Raw genomic sequence first — 16784 nt, 5'->3', positions numbered from 1 at the left:
CCACCGAACTCCCACATTGATCGCGGCTTGCTCTTGACGTGCCGCTACAATGCCCGCTCCCCCAAGGAGCCTGCATGTCCAACCTGACCGCCGACTGGCGCGACCGCCCTACCCATCGCCGGGTCTGGGCGCTCGCCGCGCCGATGATTCTTTCGAACATTTCCGTACCGCTGGTGGCATTGGTCGACAGCACCGTCATCGGTCACCTGCCCCACGCCCATCAACTCGGCGCTGTCGCAGTCGGGGCCAGTCTGTACACCTTCCTCGCCTGGGCCATGGGCTTTCTGCGCATGGGCTCCACAGGGTTCGCCGCCCAGGCGGCCGGGCGCGGGGATGGCGCGGCCTTGCGGCAGATTCTGTTGCAAGGCCTGTTGCTCGCCATCGGCCTGGCCGTGGTGTTGGGAGTGGTGGGCGTGCCTTTGAGTGGGGTCGCGTTGCATTTCATGCAACCGTCGGCTGAGCTCGATAAACTGACCCGCGAGTTCTTCCACACCCGCCTGTTCGGCCTGCCGGCGGCGCTCGCCAGTTATGCACTGGTCGGCTGGTTTCTCGGTACCCAGAATGCCCGGGCGCCCCTGGCGATTTTGCTGAGCACCAACCTGGTCAACATTGCCCTGAACCTGTGGTTCGTCCTCGGCCTGGAATGGGGCGTGGTCGGAGCTGCCCGGGCCTCGGTGATTGCCGAATGGACCGGTGCACTGATCGGCTTGCTGATGACCCGCAAAGCCCTGCGCGCCTACCCCGGGCATATCGTCTGGGCGGCATTGGCGCTGTGGCAGAGTTGGCGGCCATTGCTGGCGGTCAACCGCGACATCTTCATCCGCAGCCTGGCGCTGCAATCGGTGTTCTTCCTGATCACGGTGCAAGGCGCACGAATGGGCGACGCCACGGTCGCGGCCAACGCTCTTTTGCTCAATGGCCTGCTGCTGACCGCCCACGCCCTCGATGGTCTGGCCCACGCCGTCGAAGCCCTGTGCGGACATGCGCTTGGCGCCCGTGACCGCGATGCCCTGCGCCGTTCATTGGTGGTGGCCGGTGGCTGGTCGTTGCTGGCCAGCCTGGGTTTTGCCGCGCTGTTTCTGTTCGCCGGGCATCTGTTCATCGAGATGCAGACCGACATTCAAAGTGTGCGCGACACCGCGTTCATCTACCTGCCCTACCTCGCCGTACTGCCGCTGATTGCCGTCTGGAGTTACCTGCTCGACGGCCTGTTCATCGGCGCTACCCGCGCCCGGGAAATGCGCAACGGCATGCTGCTGACCGTGGCGCTGGTGCTGCCCTTCGGCTGGGCACTGCAAGGCGGCGGCAATCATGGTCTGTGGATAACCTTTCTGTTGTTCATGCTGCTGCGCAGTCTGACCCTCGGCGTGATTGCCTGGCGCCTGCGCCTTAACGATGGCTGGTTTGCCGGCAGCACTCACTGAACGGGTCGACCTCATGGCCAGGGGGAATCGTTCTGCCACAGGCGACGCAGGTTATCGAGGCGTTCCTGTTGAGTTCCGCCTGGCAACGGCTGCACGGGAACGGCATCGGGATATTGCAAACGTAGCCATATCCAGCCATCGAGCACCGGGCGTTCGCTGAAACCCAGCGCCAGCCCTTCCTGCACATAGGTCCACAGACGGGGGAAATCGATACCTGTGGATCGGTTCCAGCGCCAGGCATGCTGTTCGAGCAGACAAGTTTGCAATGTTCCCTGCTGCCCGGCGCTGAGGCTTTCCTCGACGGCCAACGGGCTGACCGCCAACCCCGGGTTGGACAAGCGCTGCCAGCCCTCACATCCCATCGCGCGGTCGGCCCAGCTACCGCCGAACCAGCGTAACTGGTGGATAGGCCCTAGCCAGCGACTCAGTTCAACGGCATCGCAGGTATCGAAAAAATAGCTGGTCGTGGTTGGGTTGTAGTAACTCAAAAGGGCCCGGTGCCGGCCAAGCGTGACCGTGAGCATGCGCCGCAAATGCGCCAGCAACGACGAAGCGCTGGCCTCGCTGACCATCAGCAATCCGGGCCAGCGTTGTCCGTCGACGATGCATAAATCGGCCAATGCCGGACAGGAGCGCAGATCGACCAGGACCGGCCCCTGTTCATGCTGCGCATGCCACTCCGTGCCGTCGAACAACCCGAACCATCGGGCCTGGGCAAACATCTGCCGAAGTGTGACACCCGCCTGCGGCGCGCTCGGCACATCCAGCAACAGCCACTGCGGGGGGGCCTCGGGCGTGCGTGTGGCGATCATGCTCCAGAGCTCTGGCCAAGCTGCGTCGCCAGACGACAGGTGCACAAAGCCTGTGCGCAATGGTTGAAGCTGCCGCCACCGGGCAGCAGGCACAACATCAGCAATGGCTCCCCCGAGCGCAACCATTGCTCCAGCCCCTCATCATGGGTGCTGCCGGGGTGGGGGGTGTCGGCATCCGTCACCTCGACCGTTGCCGATGCATGCAGCACCGCGGTTATCTGCGGTTGATCGGGATCGCCATCGGCAAAACTCACGACCAGCTCAGTCCCTTCCCGCATCGGCACGAACGTCGGGGTCTGCAACTGCCTGGCCAGGGGCAGCCAGCAATGACTGGCTGTCGCCCCTTCGCCCTGATAGAGCCAGTCGAATTGCACCGGTACCGGCCTTGCCGGGTCGGGGCCTGGCTCATCGACCTCGACGACCCACGCCCGTTGCGGGCCATGCATCCTTGGTTGGACCGTCGCACAGGGCGGCTCGATGGGTGCCGGCCATTGCAGGGCACGGGCCTGATTGTGGTAAGGCGTCGTCGCATCCTGACTGCCCCAGTGCTCAACGCGTGTCAGCAGCCAGAGCCGATTGCAATCGGCAACCGGATGACCTGACAGCGGCATCAGTCGACCGCTGCGCAAGGTCGCCAGATCCGTCCGGCATTCGGCGCACTGCACCACTGTCCCACCGCGGCGCTGACGTTCGAACTGCCGCACCGCCGGCCGTTCGCCCTCGCTGCGCAATACCACAGGTTCGCCGGTTGGAAAACGCTGCCGGTCATCCCCAAACACCACACAGTGCCCGCGGGCCCGGTGTTCGAAGTGGTAATGAAGGCCTTCCCGGGCGCACAGTCGCTGAAGAAATTGCAGGTCTGACTCTCGATATTGCGTACAAAAATCCCGGGGCGGGTATTCGCCACGTAGCTCCAGGCGTCGATCCTTGCCGGTAATGCCGTGCTCCTTGAGCACCAGGTCGAGGATTTGCGGCACTGAGCGGGCACTGAAGATTCGTCGGCTGAAGCGCTGGGCCAGGCAAGCCAGCCTTGGCCCCAGGCGCACCTGGCAGAGTCGGGGTCCGCAGGCGTGGTCACGCTGGACGAGCTCATGCAACTGTCCATGCACGTGGCTTCCGGCCGGTCCGAAATGCAACGAGGCCGGGCGATACAGCAAACTGGCAAGGTCAAGCATCGGGTCTTCGATCAGCAGTTCCAGGTCGAACACGAACGGCTCGCTGATGGCTTCTCTGCCGGTAAAGGCCAGGACCTCTAAGGAGTCGGGCAGACCTGCTACATCCAGACGAAATGACGGTTCGCTGACTGGATTGAACATCGGCGTTTCTCTACAGGAGGGGCGGCCGGGGATTCTCGCTGAGAGACATGGCCGAGTAGAGTGCCGAAATACAAATTAGGAAATAACCTACGCGAAAAGAAGACCAAATGCGTTGGGTTGTCGAAGATGCTGGAAATTTCGCCTGGAACAGGAGAATCGCCGCACCAGGTCATCTGAAATTTCCGCAGCGAACGGTAAATTTTCAGACAACCTGGTGAGCGTGACCCTTACCTCAGGAAGACAGGTAAGACGAACGGGTCAGCCCCAGACGCAAGGCATCGAGGAACTGCGTGCGCTCGGTGGCGCTGATACGGGCACTGGCGCATTTGTCGCGGTAGTGGGTCATCAGTTCTTCCGGGGACAAGTGCACGTAACGCAGCATGTCTTCGATGGTGTCGTGGGTTTCGATACCGGCGTGGTACACGCTGCCGTCGGCGTTCTGGTAGATGTTCACCGAGTCGGTGTCACCGAACAGGTTGTGCATGTCGCCAAGAATTTCCTGGTAGGCACCGACCAGGAACACACCCAACAAGTAGTCCTCACCTTCTTTCAACGCGTGCACCGGCAAGCTGGTCTCGATGCTCTGCTCGTCGACGTACTGGTTGATCTTGCCGTCGGAGTCACAGGTCAGGTCTTGCAGTACCGCACGACGCAGCGGCTCTTCGTCGAGACGGTGCAGCGGGATGATCGGCAGGACCTGGTCGATGGCCCAGGTGTCCGGCAGGCTCTGGAACACCGAGAAGTTGCAGATGTACTTGTCGGCCAGTTTGTCGTTGAGTTCGTCCAGCACCTGACGGTGGGAACGCTGGCGAGCCTTCAACGAGTTGTGCAGGCGACGGCACACGGCGAAGTAGCACTGCTCGGCCAGGGCTTTCTCGGCCAGGGTCAGCTTGCCGTCGGCGTACTGGGAGGCAACATCGCTCATGTAGTGCGTGGCGCGCCAGTAGGTTTCGGTGACCATCTCGATGTCGGTCGGACCCAGCAGGTCCACCAGCCACTGCACGGTTTCCGGCAGCGCTTCCTTGTTCTCGATCTGCGGCACGTCGTCGTTGTGTTTCTCGACGTCGGTCACCTGGATCACCAGCATGGCATGGTGCGCGGTCAGGGAACGGCCGCTTTCGGAGAAGATGTTCGGGTGCGGCAGGCTCTGCGCATCGCAGAATTCCTTGAGCATCCCGACCACGACACCGGCGTAGTCATCCATGTCGTAGTTGATCGAACTGGCGTTACGCGAGTGCGTACCGTCGTAGTCGACGCCCAGGCCACCGCCGACGTCGATGTGATCCACCGGCAGACCGAGGTTGCGCAACTCGCCGTAGTAACGGATCGCTTCCTTGAAGCCGTGCTGGTAGTCAGCGAGGTTGGCGATCTGCGAGCCCATGTGGAAGTGCAGCAGGCGAATGCCCTGGTCCAGGCCGGCCGCGCGGAAACGCTCGACCACCGACAGCAGTTGCGCCGCCGACAGGCCGAACTTGGATTTCTCACCGCCGGTGTCAGCCCACTTGCTCGAGGCCAGGGACGACAGGCGCACGCGCAGGCCGACCTGAGGCTTGACCTTGAGCGAGTTGGCTTCTTCGATCACCAGGCCGACTTCGGATTCTTTCTCAATCACGATGAACACGTTGTGGCCGAGCTTCTGGCCCATCAGCGCCAGGCGAATGAACTCGCGGTCCTTGTAGCCGTTGCAGACGATGGTGCCGCCCTTCGGCGCCAGTGCCAGCACCGCCAGCAGTTCAGGCTTGGAGCCGGCTTCGAGGCCGATGGAAACGTTCTGGGTGGCAATGATGTTCTCGATCACCGCTTCCTGCTGGTTGACCTTGATCGGGTACAGCGCGGTGTACTTGCTCTGGTATTCCAGACGCTCGATGTTGGCGTCGAACGCGCCGGTCAGCTGACGCACGCGGTCTTGCAGGATGTCCGGGAAACGGACCAGCAACGGCAAGGACAGGCCGCTTTTGCGCAGCTGGTCAACTTGCTCGTACAGGTCGATAGGCGAGCTGCTCGGACCGTTCGGACGAACTTCGACGCGACCGGCGTCATTGATCGCGAAATACCCGGCCCCCCAATGGCGAATCCCGTAAACACTGCGGCTGTCCGCAACTGTCCATTGGCTGCCATCGTCTTTGCGTGTGCGTCGTACGGACATCGAAGTCCCCTATAAAGAAGTCATAGTGCGTCGCCTGGGTTCAGGCCGGCGCAGTCTAAAGAATGAAAATGACGGTTCGTCAACGAGGCAATAGACCCCGCCGACCGCTGTGAGTTTAGATACCGGTCATGAACAGGCTCTGTGAAAACCATGTAGACGATGCCGGACCTGAATGTCATCAGGACCGGATCAAGCCGCGGGTGGTTTTCACAGAGGCTGCTAGCCGCCGGACTTCTTCGCCTTGAAACCGAGCTTGATCAGTTCTGCCAAGAGTAGCTCGACATGATCGCCCTGGATTTCGATGACACCGTCTTTCAGCGCCCCACCGGTACCGCAACGTTTCTTCAACGTCGTGGCCAGGTCCTTGAGCGCGTCTTCAGCCAACGGCACGCCGGTGATGGTGGTCACCGTCTTGCCGCCACGGCCCTTGCTTTCGCGACGCACGCGCGCGATGCCGTCGCCGGCCGGGATAACGGTCTGTTTGCAGATACAGGCGTCCACCGGTTTACTGCATTCCGGGCAATGACGACCTGCGTCGGTGGAAAATACCAGGCCGCCCAGGGCGGCGAAGGATGCGGCTTTTTTGGCCACCGGCAATCCTCTTGGGAGGACAAAGACTGGTCGCAGCACTTGGGAAGGCTATCGACCGCGAAGCCCCACTCAGGCAGGGGCAGCGCTACTGAAACGGTACAACCCTTGTAGGAGCGAGCTTGCTCGCGAAAAACCCACGGACAACACGTGCTGTCTGATACCGCGCGTTATCGTTGACGTCCATCGCGAGCAAGCTCGCTCCTACAAGTGAAGCAATACCGGTTCAGTTTAAAAAGGTCGCGCAGTGTAACGGCAAAAACGCCGATTGCTAAGAGCCAATCGGCGCCAATTTATGCCTCTTTTGCGACGTCTTCGCCCCGTGAGCGCAGATAGCGCTTCAACGCGGCCAAAGAGTCCGGGCAGTAAGGCTTTTGCCCGATTTCCAGCATCACCTGTTCGATGGGAATAAAGCGCGCTTCGAGCACCTCTTCCGGTTGCAGGATCAACGGGCCATCCCACACTGCCGAAAACGCCGAGCACCACAGTCGATTGCCAGTGTCCTCGAAGAAAAAGTGGTCATGGGCAGTCAGTTCCACACCGCTCACACCCAGTTCTTCCTCCAGCTCCCGGGCCGCCGATTCGGCATAGGTTTCCGTGGCAAGCACCATGCCGCCCGCCGCTACGTCCCAGAAACCGGGATAGATCGCCTTGCTCAACGTGCGCCGATGCACGCAAAGCTCGCCGGCAGAGTTGAACAACATAATGTAGGTACCGCGCCCGATCAGCCCGCGTTCACGCAAATCGGAACGGACCAGGGCGCCGAGCAGGTTGTCCTGCTCGTCGACCCAGGCGATCTGTTCGGCATCGGAAGCCGCACGGTGCGCGGCTTCCCTGGCGTTATCGACCATGACTCAGCCCTGATTGAGCAGTTGACGCAAATCGATCACTGCCGCGTTGGCCCGGGAAATGTAGTTGGCCATGACCAGCGAGTGGTTGGCCAGCACGCCGAAGCCGCTGCCATTGAGGATCATCGGGCTCCAGACCGGCTCCTGCGATGCTTCCAGTTCACGAATGATCTGGCGCACGCTGACCGTGGCGTTCTTCTTGGCCAGTACATCGGCGAAGTCGACCTCGATGGCGCGCAGCAAATGCGACAAGGCCCAGGCCTGGCCACGGGCTTCGTAGAACACGTTGTCGATCTGCAGCCATGGGGTTTCAACGACTTCTTCGTCGACTTGCGGTGCCACACCCGGCGCCACGACCTCGGTCTTCAGCGCGGTGTTGAGCTTGACCCGGCCCACACTGGCCGACAGTCGTTGCGACAGCGAACCCAGACGGGTGCCGACATCACCCAGCCAGTTGTTCAGGTTGTCGGCGCGGGCATAGAACAACGCGCTCTTCTGGTTCGGATCGGAAAGACGCGCCTGATAGCGGCTCAGGGAATTGATGCCTTCCTGGTACTCGGACTCACTGGACGGCAGCACCCAGCTCTTGTTGTCGAAGTTGAACCGTGGCTCGGCCTTGGCCAGATCGGCGTCTTCTGCGGACTGCGACTGCGAACGGGCGAAGTCTTTACGCAGTGCCCGGCTCAGGTCGCGAACCTGCACCAGCACGCCATATTCCCAGCTCGGCATGTTGTCCATCCACAAGCCCGGCGGGAACCGGTCGTTGGAAATATAGCCGCCCGGCTTGGTCAGCAAGCTGCCGGCGACGGTCTTGAGGGTTTCCACCGTGGTGTAGCCGACGACCATCTGCTTGCCTTCTTTCTCGGCCGCCAGCTGCGCGGTTTGCTGGACCGGGAACAGCGCCGGCTCCTGGCTCCAGTACCAGCCCAGGACACTCGCCACCAACAGGTAAATGCCCAGCAGAGTGGCCAGCGCCCGGCTGAACAACAGACCACCCAGGTAACTGCGGGTCTCCGACTTCGGTTCAGCGGCACGTTCAGGCGCACTGTCTGTGCGGTTCTTCCAGTCCAGCATGGCGATATCCTTTCAAGCTCTTGAGTTCAACGGTTCGACCGCAACCATACAACAACGTGCCTTGGCCCGGCACCCGCCATCGCACCGATGCGGAAAATTACCGGGCTTGCGGATCAAACGAGTACCTGTGCACCCGACGACACCGCGGCCATCGAAATCCACCCCTAATGGTTTGGATTGCCACCCTAAGGGAATCCCCGATCCCCTTAAGCAAAAAAAACGCACAGATCCGCACCGGCCAGAAAGTCGTAAATGACCAATGGTCGGCCACTCGCCAATTTTCGCCTCACACCCATCAAGTGCCCTGATTCAAGGCACTTCCCCCCACACACCGCGACTTCTCATCCTCGAATCAGACCGATCGGTCATAAACTGAATAAGGTCACATCGCAGATTATTGACGTACAGCACTCATGTAACGGAAAAGTGGTGCTAGCATAGAGCCACCACTCGACCTCAGTGTGCACCCTAACTAGTAGTCAGGATATGACCGAGCCAGAAGACCCCAGCCGCGAGCGCCTCAAGCACCACTTTGCCCAGCGGGTAATTCATCAGGCTCGTCAGATTCTTGAGATATGGCAGCGCCTGCAACGCAGTGAGTGGTCCACCGCCGACCTTTCGGAACTGAGCGAGGCCAATCTGCGCCTGCTGCGTTTCGCCGAGCGTTTCGAACAACCGGAACACACGCAACTGGCACGCCACATCGGTCAGTCCCTGGAGGCGGTCGACGCCAATCGCGGGCGCCTGAGCAGTGGCCTGATCACCGACCTCAATCGCTTGATGCAGCGCCTGTCGCGCACCGGCCTGCGCCATGGCGACCAACTCGATCAAACCTTCCTGCCGCCGCTGCGCAAGCCCATCTACGTGATGCTGCAGGATCACGACCGTGCCGAGCGCCTGGCCAAGCAACTGGAATTCTTCGGCCTCAGCGCCCAGTCCCTGGACAGCGTAGACGCGTTTCGCTCATCGATAGTCGAGCGCCTGCCGGCGGCGATTGTCATGGACGTGGATTTCAGTGGTGCCGGCGTCGGCCTGAAACTGGCCGCTGAAGCCCAGGAAGGCCTCGATCATCAACTGCCGCTGCTGTTCTTCAGCCTGCACGAAACCGATACCCCGACCCGTTTGGCCGCTGTGCGTGCCGGCGGCCAGGAATTCCTCACCGGCACCCTCGAAGCCTCGAGCCTGCTGGAGAAAATCGAAGTCCTGACCTGCGTGGCCCAGTACGAACCTTATAAAGTGCTGATCATCGACGACTCCCGCGCCCAGGCCTTGCACACCGAGCGCCTGCTCAACAGCGCCGGGATCGTCACCCGCACGTTGATCGAGCCGATACAGGCCATGGCCGAACTGGCGGATTTCCAGCCGGACCTGATCATCCTCGACATGTACATGCCGGCCTGCACCGGTACGGAACTGGCCAAGGTCATTCGCCATAACGACCGCTATGTCAGCGTGCCGATCATTTACCTGTCGGCCGAAGACGACCTGGACAAGCAGCTCGACGCCATGAGCGAGGGCGGCGATGACTTCCTGACCAAACCGATCAAGCCCCGGCACCTGATCACCACCGTGCGCAACCGCGCGGCACGAGCGCGCAACCTCAAGGCCCGGATGGTCCGCGACAGCCTCACCGGGTTGTACAACCACACGCATATCCTGCAATTGCTCGAAGACTGCTCGTTCCGCGCCCGTCGCGAGAACAAACCGCTGAGCTTTGCCATGCTCGACATCGACCACTTCAAGCGGGTCAACGACAGCCACGGCCACCCCATGGGCGACCGGGTGATCAAGAGCCTGGCGCTCTTTCTCAAGCAACGCCTGCGCAAAACCGACTTCATCGGCCGCTACGGCGGCGAAGAATTCGCGATTGTGATGCCGGACACCGATATCGAAGCGGCCTACAACGTGCTCGACGAAATCCGACAGCGTTTTGCCGAGATTCATTACCCGGCGCAGCCCCAGGACCTCTGGTGCACGTTCAGCGCCGGGGTGGTCGAACTGTGCGAAAGCTCGGACAGCCTGACGATGGCCAGCCAGGCAGACGAGGCCCTGTACCGCGCCAAACATGGCGGACGCAACCGCGTGCAAGCTGCAAGGGTGTCAAAGCAAAGTGCCACTTTTTTATCGGAATTGACCGATACAGTCATAACGCTGTAACAGAAACGCAATAACTTCAGGCACTTACCATTTCCGCCGTTGGTAGTCCGTAATGCGCCTGAAGCTGCTGACCAATCTCAATACCCTCCTTCTGGTGGCCGTGTGCGCGGCCCTCGGCGCCACCCTGTGGTGGTCGCAGAAAGCCCTCGAGCGCCCGTATCTATTAATGGAGCGCTACCTGGGCCTGTCGCAGCAGTTTCAGAATGACGTCGCCCGCAGCGTCGAGGATTACCTTGGCATCGGCGACGCGCTGCGCCTGAGCAGTGCCGCCCAAGGCATCGACAGCCTGCAAAAAGAACTCGGCGAATTGCCACCGGCCCTGGCCGAGACACTGCGCCCCAGCCTGTCGACCCTTGAAGAATTCAGCAAGACCGACCTGCTGGCAGTCGGCAAACTGGCAGGCGATCCGCAGGCCTTGCTGCTGCAGGCCGAGCGCGAACTGGGCGCCAGTCTCGATCAGCTCAGCCAGTACGCCAGTGGCAATGCGGCCTACCTGACGCCGCTGCTCACCGCATCACAGCACCTGGGCAAATTGTCCCTGGCCCGGGACAAACTGGTCAGCAGCGGACGCAGTGAACTGGCCGCCGATGTCGAACGCGAAGTAGCCAACATCCGCACCCAGGCCGAAAAACTCGACGCCCTGCCATTATTGGGCGTGACCACCAGCAGCGAATCGAACACCGATGATTTCGCCTCGATGATGGGCCTAGAGAACAAGGAAAAAACCGTCGCCGAAGATGCCGGCGTGGGCCTCAAGCGGGAGCTCAACAGCCTGCTCACCCGCTACCCGGCCGAGCTCTCGCGCACCCGCGATCAAATCCAGAAGCGCGCCGACCTCAGCGCGGCGACCCACCTGAAAATCGCCGACGTGCAACAGGCCATTGCCGCGCTGGAACCGGTGGTACGCGCCCAGCATGGGCAGATCCAGGGTGAAGTGCGGCTGATGCAAGGCGTGATGATCGGCTTGATTCTGTTGATCGCACTGCTGATCGACACCTTGCAGCGCAAACTCGCCCGGACCCTGACCAACCTCGCCCCGGCCCTCTCGACCTGGGCCGAAGGCGACTTCAGCCGCGACATTCAACTGGGCAACACCAACCGCGAATTGCATGACATTGAAGCCTCGCTCAACCGCTTGCGCGCTTATCTGGTGGACCTGGTGGGGACCATTCGCCGCAACGCCGAACAGGTCGCCGGCAGCAGCCGAACCCTCGCCGAATTGAGCAACGACCTGCACAGCGGCGCCGAGCATCAGGCCGGTGATACGGCACTGATCCGCGACTCCCTCAGCGAACTGGAAGCGACCATTCAACAAGTCGCCGGCGATGCCAGCCAGGCCGCCGACGCCAGCCGCCACGCAGGCCTGGCCGTGGAGCACGGGCAGAAAGTCATCGGCCTGAGCCTAACCGGCCTGCATGCATTGGTGGATGAAGTGCAAGGCAATGCGCAAATGATCGAACACCTGGCCGAAGAATCGGCCACCATCGGCGGCGTGTTGACGGTGATCCGCTCGATTGCCGACCAGACCAACCTGCTGGCCTTGAACGCCGCCATTGAGGCGGCCCGGGCCGGGGAAATGGGTCGAGGCTTTGCAGTAGTGGCCGAAGAGGTGCGCTCTCTGGCGCAACGTACCGCCGGGGCCACGGCAGAAATCCAGACGCTGATCGCAGGGCTGCAAACCGCGGCGCGGCAATCGGTGGAAGGCATGCGCGCCCAGGTCGAACACGCCGAAGCCACGGCCAGCCAGGCCCAGGCCGCTGATGGCGCGCTGGATAAAATCGTCGGGGCGATCCAGACCATTTCCGACACGGCGGTCCGCATCGCCGATGTCACAGCCCAGCAAAGTGGGGCTGTCAGCGAAATCCGCGACCACAGTGAGCGGATTCATCAGTTGGGTGGGGATAACTTGCTGCGCATTGGTGAAGGCCGTGAGCAAGGAGAAAATCTTCTGGTGTTGGGCGGTCGACTGCACACAGCCGTTCAGGCATTTCGCGTCTGATAGATAGCTATCGCGGGCAAGCCCGCTCCCACAGGGTTCTCGGCAGTACACAATGTTCCCGTTCACTGAAGATCACTGTGGGAGCGGGCTTGCCCGCGATGACGTCAGATCAATCACCACACATCCTTGGCTCGGCACACCGAACGACTGTCCGCTATCATCCCCCCAATTCCGATACGCGAGATCGTCATGCGCCGTTTGCTTTGCCTGCTGTTTCTAGTGTTCGCCCTGCCGGCCAGCGCCACTGGCTTGCTGGAGAACCGACCCAGCTCCAGCCTGGGCTCGATCAACAACAGCGCCGACTTCCTGCCGGTGCGCGAAGCGTTCCAGCTGAGCCTGGTAGAAAGCACGCCGCAATCGATCAAGCTGCGCTTCGTCGCCACCGAAGGCTATTACCTCTACCGTCACCGCTTTCAGTTTCGCGCCGATCCGGCCGATGTCGTCCTCGGCGCGGCGAAACTGCCCGACGGTCAGAAAAAGCACGATGAATACTTCGGCGATGTCGAGGTCTACCACGGCATTCTTGACGTCGAGTTGCCGCGTACCGATCAACGCGCCTTCACCCTGGTCGTGACCTATCAGGGATGCGCCGACAAAGGCCTGTGCTATCCACCGGAAACCGAACGCCTGAGCATCGACGGCAGCGGCGCTCCGGCGACGGTTTATCCATGGAGCTGGCGCGAACTGGCGCTGTTTTTCCTCGCGGGCCTGGGCCTGACGTTCACGCCATGCGTGCTGCCTATGCTGCCGATCCTGTCAGGCGTGGTGCTGCGGGGCCAGGTCGGTGGCTGGCGCGGTTTCAATCTGTCACTGGCCTATGTGCTGCCGATGGCCGCCTGCTTTGCCCTGCTCGGTGCACTGATGGGCCTGTTCGGTGCCCAGCTCAATCTGCAGGCGCGGCTGCAATCGGCCTGGGTGCTGGTGCCTTTCGCGATGTTTTTCGCCGTGTTTGCATTGGCGATGTTCGGCGTCTTCGAACTCAAGTTGCCACACGCCATCAGCAGTCGCCTGGACCGTATCGCCGGCCGTACCAAAGGCGGCTCACTGTTGGGCGCCGCGGTGTTGGGCGTGGTCTCCAGCCTGCTGGTTTCACCCTGCGTTTCGGCGCCATTGGCCGGGGCGCTGCTATACATCAGCGCCAGTGGCGATGCGTTGGGCGGTGGTTTGAAACTGTTCATGCTCGGTCTCGGCATGGGCGCTCCGCTGTTGCTGGTGGCCACCGGCGGTGCAGCCTGGCTGCCGAAAAGCGGTCCGTGGCTGGTCTATGTGAAAAACGCGATTGGCGTACTGTTGCTCGGGCTGGCCGTCGGCTTGCTCAGCCGCGTCTTGCCGGGCCAGGTCACCTTGCTGCTGATCGGTTTACTGGCTGGCGGTGTCGGCTTGTTCATGGGGGCGCTGGAGTTCGTCTATAAACCACCGCGCAAACGCCTGGGCCAATTGTTCGGCATGTTCCTGCTGTTTTACGCACTGGCCTGCTGGTACGGCGCCTTCAGCGGCCAGACCGACCCGCTCAACCCGATCGGCCAGCCCCGAATCGTTGCCAACAGCGGCCCCGCGCAAAACACCAGCACCTGGCAAACCGTCAGCACGCCGGCCGATCTGGACCGCGCACTCGCCGATGCACGCTCATCCGGCACACCGCTGCTGCTCGACTGGTACGCCGACTGGTGCATCAGCTGCAAAGTCATCGAGCATGAGGTGCTGGACAACCCAGTCGTCATCGAACGCCTCAAGGGTTACCGGCTGATCCGCTTCGACATCACCGCCAGCAACGCCGAGCAACGCGCCCTGCTCGACCGCTACCAGTTGTTCGGCCCCCCTGCCCTGATGTTTTTCGGCAAGGACGGTGTCGAACGCGCCGATGTGCGGGTGATCGGCGAGATCAACGCCAAAGACTTCGCCGAACGTATAACCAGGGCGAATGACCAAATTTAATCAAGCAGTCATATATTTCGCGCAAACATCGGTCATCGTGCTGGCTATTGCAGAGAACTGGACAGTCACAAAGGCTTTGCGGCATAGTCGCCGGGTTCTGACAATTGCTCACAGATAACATAGGAACCGCCGATGGCGACGTTACTCGTTCTGCACGGACCCAACCTGAACCTGCTCGGCACTCGCGAACCGGGCACCTACGGCGCCACGACGCTGGCGCAGATCAACCAGGACCTGGAACGCCGTGCCCGCGAAGCCGGTCACCATTTGCTGCACCTGCAAAGCAACGCCGAGTACGAATTGATCGACCGCATTCACGCTGCCCGCAGCGAAGGCGTGGACTTCATTTTGATCAACCCAGCAGCTTTTACACATACAAGTGTCGCATTACGTGACGCGCTGCTGGCGGTGAGCATCCCATTCATCGAAGTGCATTTGTCTAACGTGCACAAACGCGAACCTTTCCGCCATCACTCTTACTTCTCCGACGTAGCGGTGGGAGTGATCTGCGGCCTTGGCGCCAGCGGTTATCGACTGGCCCTGGAGGCCGCACTAGAGCAGCTTGAAAGACCGGCAACGGCTTGAACAACAAGCGTTAAACGCCCCTGACCGACCCTTGGGAGTTGATGATTCATGGATATCCGTAAAGTTAAGAAACTGATCGAATTGCTGGAAGAGTCCGGCATCGACGAGCTCGAGATCAAGGAAGGCGAAGAGTCCGTACGCATCAGCCGTCATAGCAAGACCCCGGCTCAGCAGTACTACGCACCAGCTCCAATGCATGCTCCGGTTGCCGCGCCTGTCGCTGCCGCCGCTCCGGCTGCCGCTGCCGCACCTGCTGCTCCGGCCGCGCCAGCACTGAACGGCACCGTTGCCCGTTCGCCGATGGTCGGAACTTTCTATCGCAAGTCTTCGCCAACCTCGCCGTCCTTCGTGGAAGTCGGCCAGACCGTGAAGAAAGGCGACACCCTGTGCATCGTTGAAGCCATGAAGATGATGAACCACATCGAAGCTGAAACCAGCGGTGTGATCGAATCCATCCTCGTCGAAGACGGCCAGCCGGTTGAGTACGACCAACCGCTGTTCACCATCGTTTGAACCGCGGAGAGCCTTTGATGACTGCGAAGTTGGAAAAAGTTCTGATCGCCAACCGCGGTGAGATCGCCCTGCGGATCCTGCGCGCCTGCAAAGAGATGGGCATCAAGACCGTCGCCGTTTACTCCAAGGCTGACAAGGAACTGATGCACCTGGGCCTGGCAGACGAGTCCGTCTGCATCGGTCCGGCATCGGCCGCCCACTCCTACCTTCACATCCCGGCAATCATTGCCGCGGCCGAAGTGACTGGCGCCACCGCCATTCACCCTGGCTACGGCTTCCTTGCGGAAAACGCCGACTTCGCCGAACAGGTCGAGAAATCCGGCTTCGCGTTCATTGGCCCGAAAGCCGAAACCATTCGCCTGATGGGCGACAAGGTATCGGCCAAGCACGCCATGATCGCTGCCGGCGTACCGACCGTTCCGGGCTCTGACGGCCCGCTGCCGGAAGACGAAGAAACCGCTCTACGCATCGGTCGCGAAGTCGGTTACCCGGTGATCATCAAGGCCGCTGGCGGCGGCGGTGGTCGCGGCATGCGCGTTGTGCATAAAGAAGAAGACCTGATTTCCTCGGCGAAACTGACCCGTTCCGAAGCAGGCGCGGCGTTCGGCAACCCGATGGTCTATCTGGAAAAATTCCTGACCAACCCACGTCACGTGGAAGTTCAGGTACTTTCCGATGGCCAGGGCCATGCTATCCATCTGGGCGACCGCGACTGCTCGCTGCAACGTCGTCACCAGAAGGTTCTTGAAGAAGCGCCGGCACCGGGCATCGACGAGAACGCACGTGAGGAAGTACTCGCACGCTGCGTCAGGGCGTGCATCGATATCGGCTACCGTGGCGCAGGCACTTTCGAGTTCCTGTACGAAAACGGTCACTTCTACTTCATCGAGATGAACACTCGTGTCCAGGTAGAGCACCCGGTTTCGGAAATGGTCACCGGCATCGACATCGTCAAGGAGATGCTCAGCATCGCCGCCGGCAACAAGCTGTCGTTCACCCAGGATGACGTGGTCATCCGCGGTCACGCGCTGGAATGCCGGATCAACGCCGAAGACCCGAAAACCTTCATGCCGAGCCCGGGCACGGTCAAGCATTTCCACGCACCAGGCGGCAACGGCGTTCGCGTCGACTCGCACCTGTACAGTGGTTATGCCGTTCCGCCGAACTACGATTCGTTGATCGGCAAGCTGATCACCTACGGCGCAACCCGCGACGAAGCCATGGCGCGCATGCGCAATGCGCTGGACGAGATCGTGGTCGACGGGATCAAGACCAACATCCCGCTGCACCGCGACCTGACCCGCGATGAAGGCTTCTGCAAAGGGGGCGTGAACATTCACTACCTCGAGCACAAGCTGGCTGGCCAGCATTGATGTCCCAGTGATAA

Annotated in this window: 13 protein-coding genes; 7 read left to right on the top strand and 6 right to left on the bottom strand. The window is 61.3% G+C overall.

The annotated features are described in order from the left end of the window. Positions 1 to 74: 74 nt before the first annotated feature. Positions 75 to 1424 carry an MATE family efflux transporter gene (locus AC3IX1_RS03275; RefSeq protein ID WP_489387117.1) on the top strand — a complete coding sequence of 450 codons (1350 nt, stop codon included), beginning with the start codon at positions 75 to 77 and terminating at the stop codon, positions 1422 to 1424. Between the two features lie 11 nt (positions 1425 to 1435). Here AC3IX1_RS03275 and AC3IX1_RS03270 read toward each other — a convergent pair whose 3' ends face one another. The 6 genes from AC3IX1_RS03270 to AC3IX1_RS03245 form a co-directional block, all read right to left on the bottom strand. Continuing rightward, on the bottom strand, positions 1436 to 2236 hold the full coding sequence (locus tag AC3IX1_RS03270) for a DUF4123 domain-containing protein (RefSeq protein ID WP_489387116.1): 801 nt from the start codon (positions 2234 to 2236) through the stop codon (positions 1436 to 1438). Beyond that, complete coding sequence (locus AC3IX1_RS03265) at positions 2233 to 3552, bottom strand: type VI secretion system Vgr family protein (protein ID WP_489387115.1); 1320 nt, start codon at positions 3550 to 3552, stop codon at positions 2233 to 2235. Before AC3IX1_RS03265 ends, AC3IX1_RS03270 begins: the two co-directional genes overlap by 4 nt. 232 nt (positions 3553 to 3784) lie before the next feature. After that, positions 3785 to 5698: an arginine decarboxylase gene (gene speA, locus AC3IX1_RS03260; protein WP_489387114.1), complete on the bottom strand. Its 1914-nt coding sequence runs from the start codon at positions 5696 to 5698 to the stop codon at positions 3785 to 3787. A 219-nt stretch (positions 5699 to 5917) separates the two neighbouring features. After that, a complete protein-coding gene (locus AC3IX1_RS03255) occupies positions 5918 to 6289 on the bottom strand; it encodes a translation initiation factor Sui1 (protein WP_008053936.1) in 372 nt (123 codons plus the stop codon). Positions 6290 to 6579: 290 nt separating this feature from the next. Continuing rightward, complete coding sequence (locus AC3IX1_RS03250; protein ID WP_489387113.1) at positions 6580 to 7137, bottom strand: NUDIX hydrolase; 558 nt, start codon at positions 7135 to 7137, stop codon at positions 6580 to 6582. 3 nt (positions 7138 to 7140) lie between these two features. Then, positions 7141 to 8208, bottom strand: coding sequence for a DUF2333 family protein (locus AC3IX1_RS03245; protein WP_489387112.1), 1068 nt, complete (start codon positions 8206 to 8208; stop codon positions 7141 to 7143). A gap of 486 nt (positions 8209 to 8694) precedes the next feature. Here AC3IX1_RS03245 and gcbA point away from each other — a divergent pair, with 486 nt between their 5' ends. The 6 genes from gcbA to accC all read left to right on the top strand — a co-directional run bounded on the left by gcbA (position 8695) and on the right by accC (position 16770). Next, positions 8695 to 10365, top strand: a complete 1671-nt coding sequence (gene gcbA / locus AC3IX1_RS03240) for a diguanylate cyclase GcbA (protein WP_489387111.1) — start codon at positions 8695 to 8697, stop codon at positions 10363 to 10365. Positions 10366 to 10417: 52 nt separating this feature from the next. Next, positions 10418 to 12364 (top strand): methyl-accepting chemotaxis protein, encoded by a 1947-nt coding sequence (locus tag AC3IX1_RS03235; protein ID WP_489387110.1) that lies wholly within the window; start codon positions 10418 to 10420, stop codon positions 12362 to 12364. Between the two features lie 189 nt (positions 12365 to 12553). Then, positions 12554 to 14299, top strand: a complete 1746-nt coding sequence (locus AC3IX1_RS03230; RefSeq protein WP_489387109.1) for a protein-disulfide reductase DsbD — start codon at positions 12554 to 12556, stop codon at positions 14297 to 14299. Between the two features lie 132 nt (positions 14300 to 14431). Continuing rightward, positions 14432 to 14884: a type II 3-dehydroquinate dehydratase gene (gene aroQ / locus AC3IX1_RS03225; protein ID WP_020797556.1), complete on the top strand. Its 453-nt coding sequence runs from the start codon at positions 14432 to 14434 to the stop codon at positions 14882 to 14884. A 48-nt stretch (positions 14885 to 14932) separates the two neighbouring features. Continuing rightward, a complete protein-coding gene (accB, locus tag AC3IX1_RS03220) occupies positions 14933 to 15397 on the top strand; it encodes an acetyl-CoA carboxylase biotin carboxyl carrier protein (protein WP_223461693.1) in 465 nt (154 codons plus the stop codon). A gap of 17 nt (positions 15398 to 15414) precedes the next feature. Further along, entirely contained in the window at positions 15415 to 16770 is a 1356-nt protein-coding gene (accC, locus tag AC3IX1_RS03215) for an acetyl-CoA carboxylase biotin carboxylase subunit (RefSeq protein WP_489387108.1), read from the top strand. Positions 16771 to 16784: the final 14 nt, after the last annotated feature.

It is taken from the genome of Pseudomonas sp. KH_046_2 (genome assembly GCF_057838985.1).
This window is presented reverse-complemented; position numbering and strand designations above follow the sequence as displayed.

Coding starts and splice junctions, on each gene's coding strand:
- AC3IX1_RS03275 (WP_489387117.1), top strand. CDS start 75: ATGTCCAACCTGACCGCCGACTGGCGCGACCGCCCTACCCATCGCCGG.
- AC3IX1_RS03270 (WP_489387116.1), bottom strand. CDS start 2,236: ATGATCGCCACACGCACGCCCGAGGCCCCCCCGCAGTGGCTGTTGCTG.
- AC3IX1_RS03265 (WP_489387115.1), bottom strand. CDS start 3,552: ATGTTCAATCCAGTCAGCGAACCGTCATTTCGTCTGGATGTAGCAGGT.
- speA (WP_489387114.1), bottom strand. CDS start 5,698: ATGTCCGTACGACGCACACGCAAAGACGATGGCAGCCAATGGACAGTT.
- AC3IX1_RS03250 (WP_489387113.1), bottom strand. CDS start 7,137: ATGGTCGATAACGCCAGGGAAGCCGCGCACCGTGCGGCTTCCGATGCC.
- AC3IX1_RS03245 (WP_489387112.1), bottom strand. CDS start 8,208: ATGCTGGACTGGAAGAACCGCACAGACAGTGCGCCTGAACGTGCCGCT.
- gcbA (WP_489387111.1), top strand. CDS start 8,695: ATGACCGAGCCAGAAGACCCCAGCCGCGAGCGCCTCAAGCACCACTTT.
- AC3IX1_RS03235 (WP_489387110.1), top strand. CDS start 10,418: ATGCGCCTGAAGCTGCTGACCAATCTCAATACCCTCCTTCTGGTGGCC.
- AC3IX1_RS03230 (WP_489387109.1), top strand. CDS start 12,554: ATGCGCCGTTTGCTTTGCCTGCTGTTTCTAGTGTTCGCCCTGCCGGCC.
- aroQ (WP_020797556.1), top strand. CDS start 14,432: ATGGCGACGTTACTCGTTCTGCACGGACCCAACCTGAACCTGCTCGGC.
- accB (WP_223461693.1), top strand. CDS start 14,933: ATGGATATCCGTAAAGTTAAGAAACTGATCGAATTGCTGGAAGAGTCC.
- accC (WP_489387108.1), top strand. CDS start 15,415: ATGACTGCGAAGTTGGAAAAAGTTCTGATCGCCAACCGCGGTGAGATC.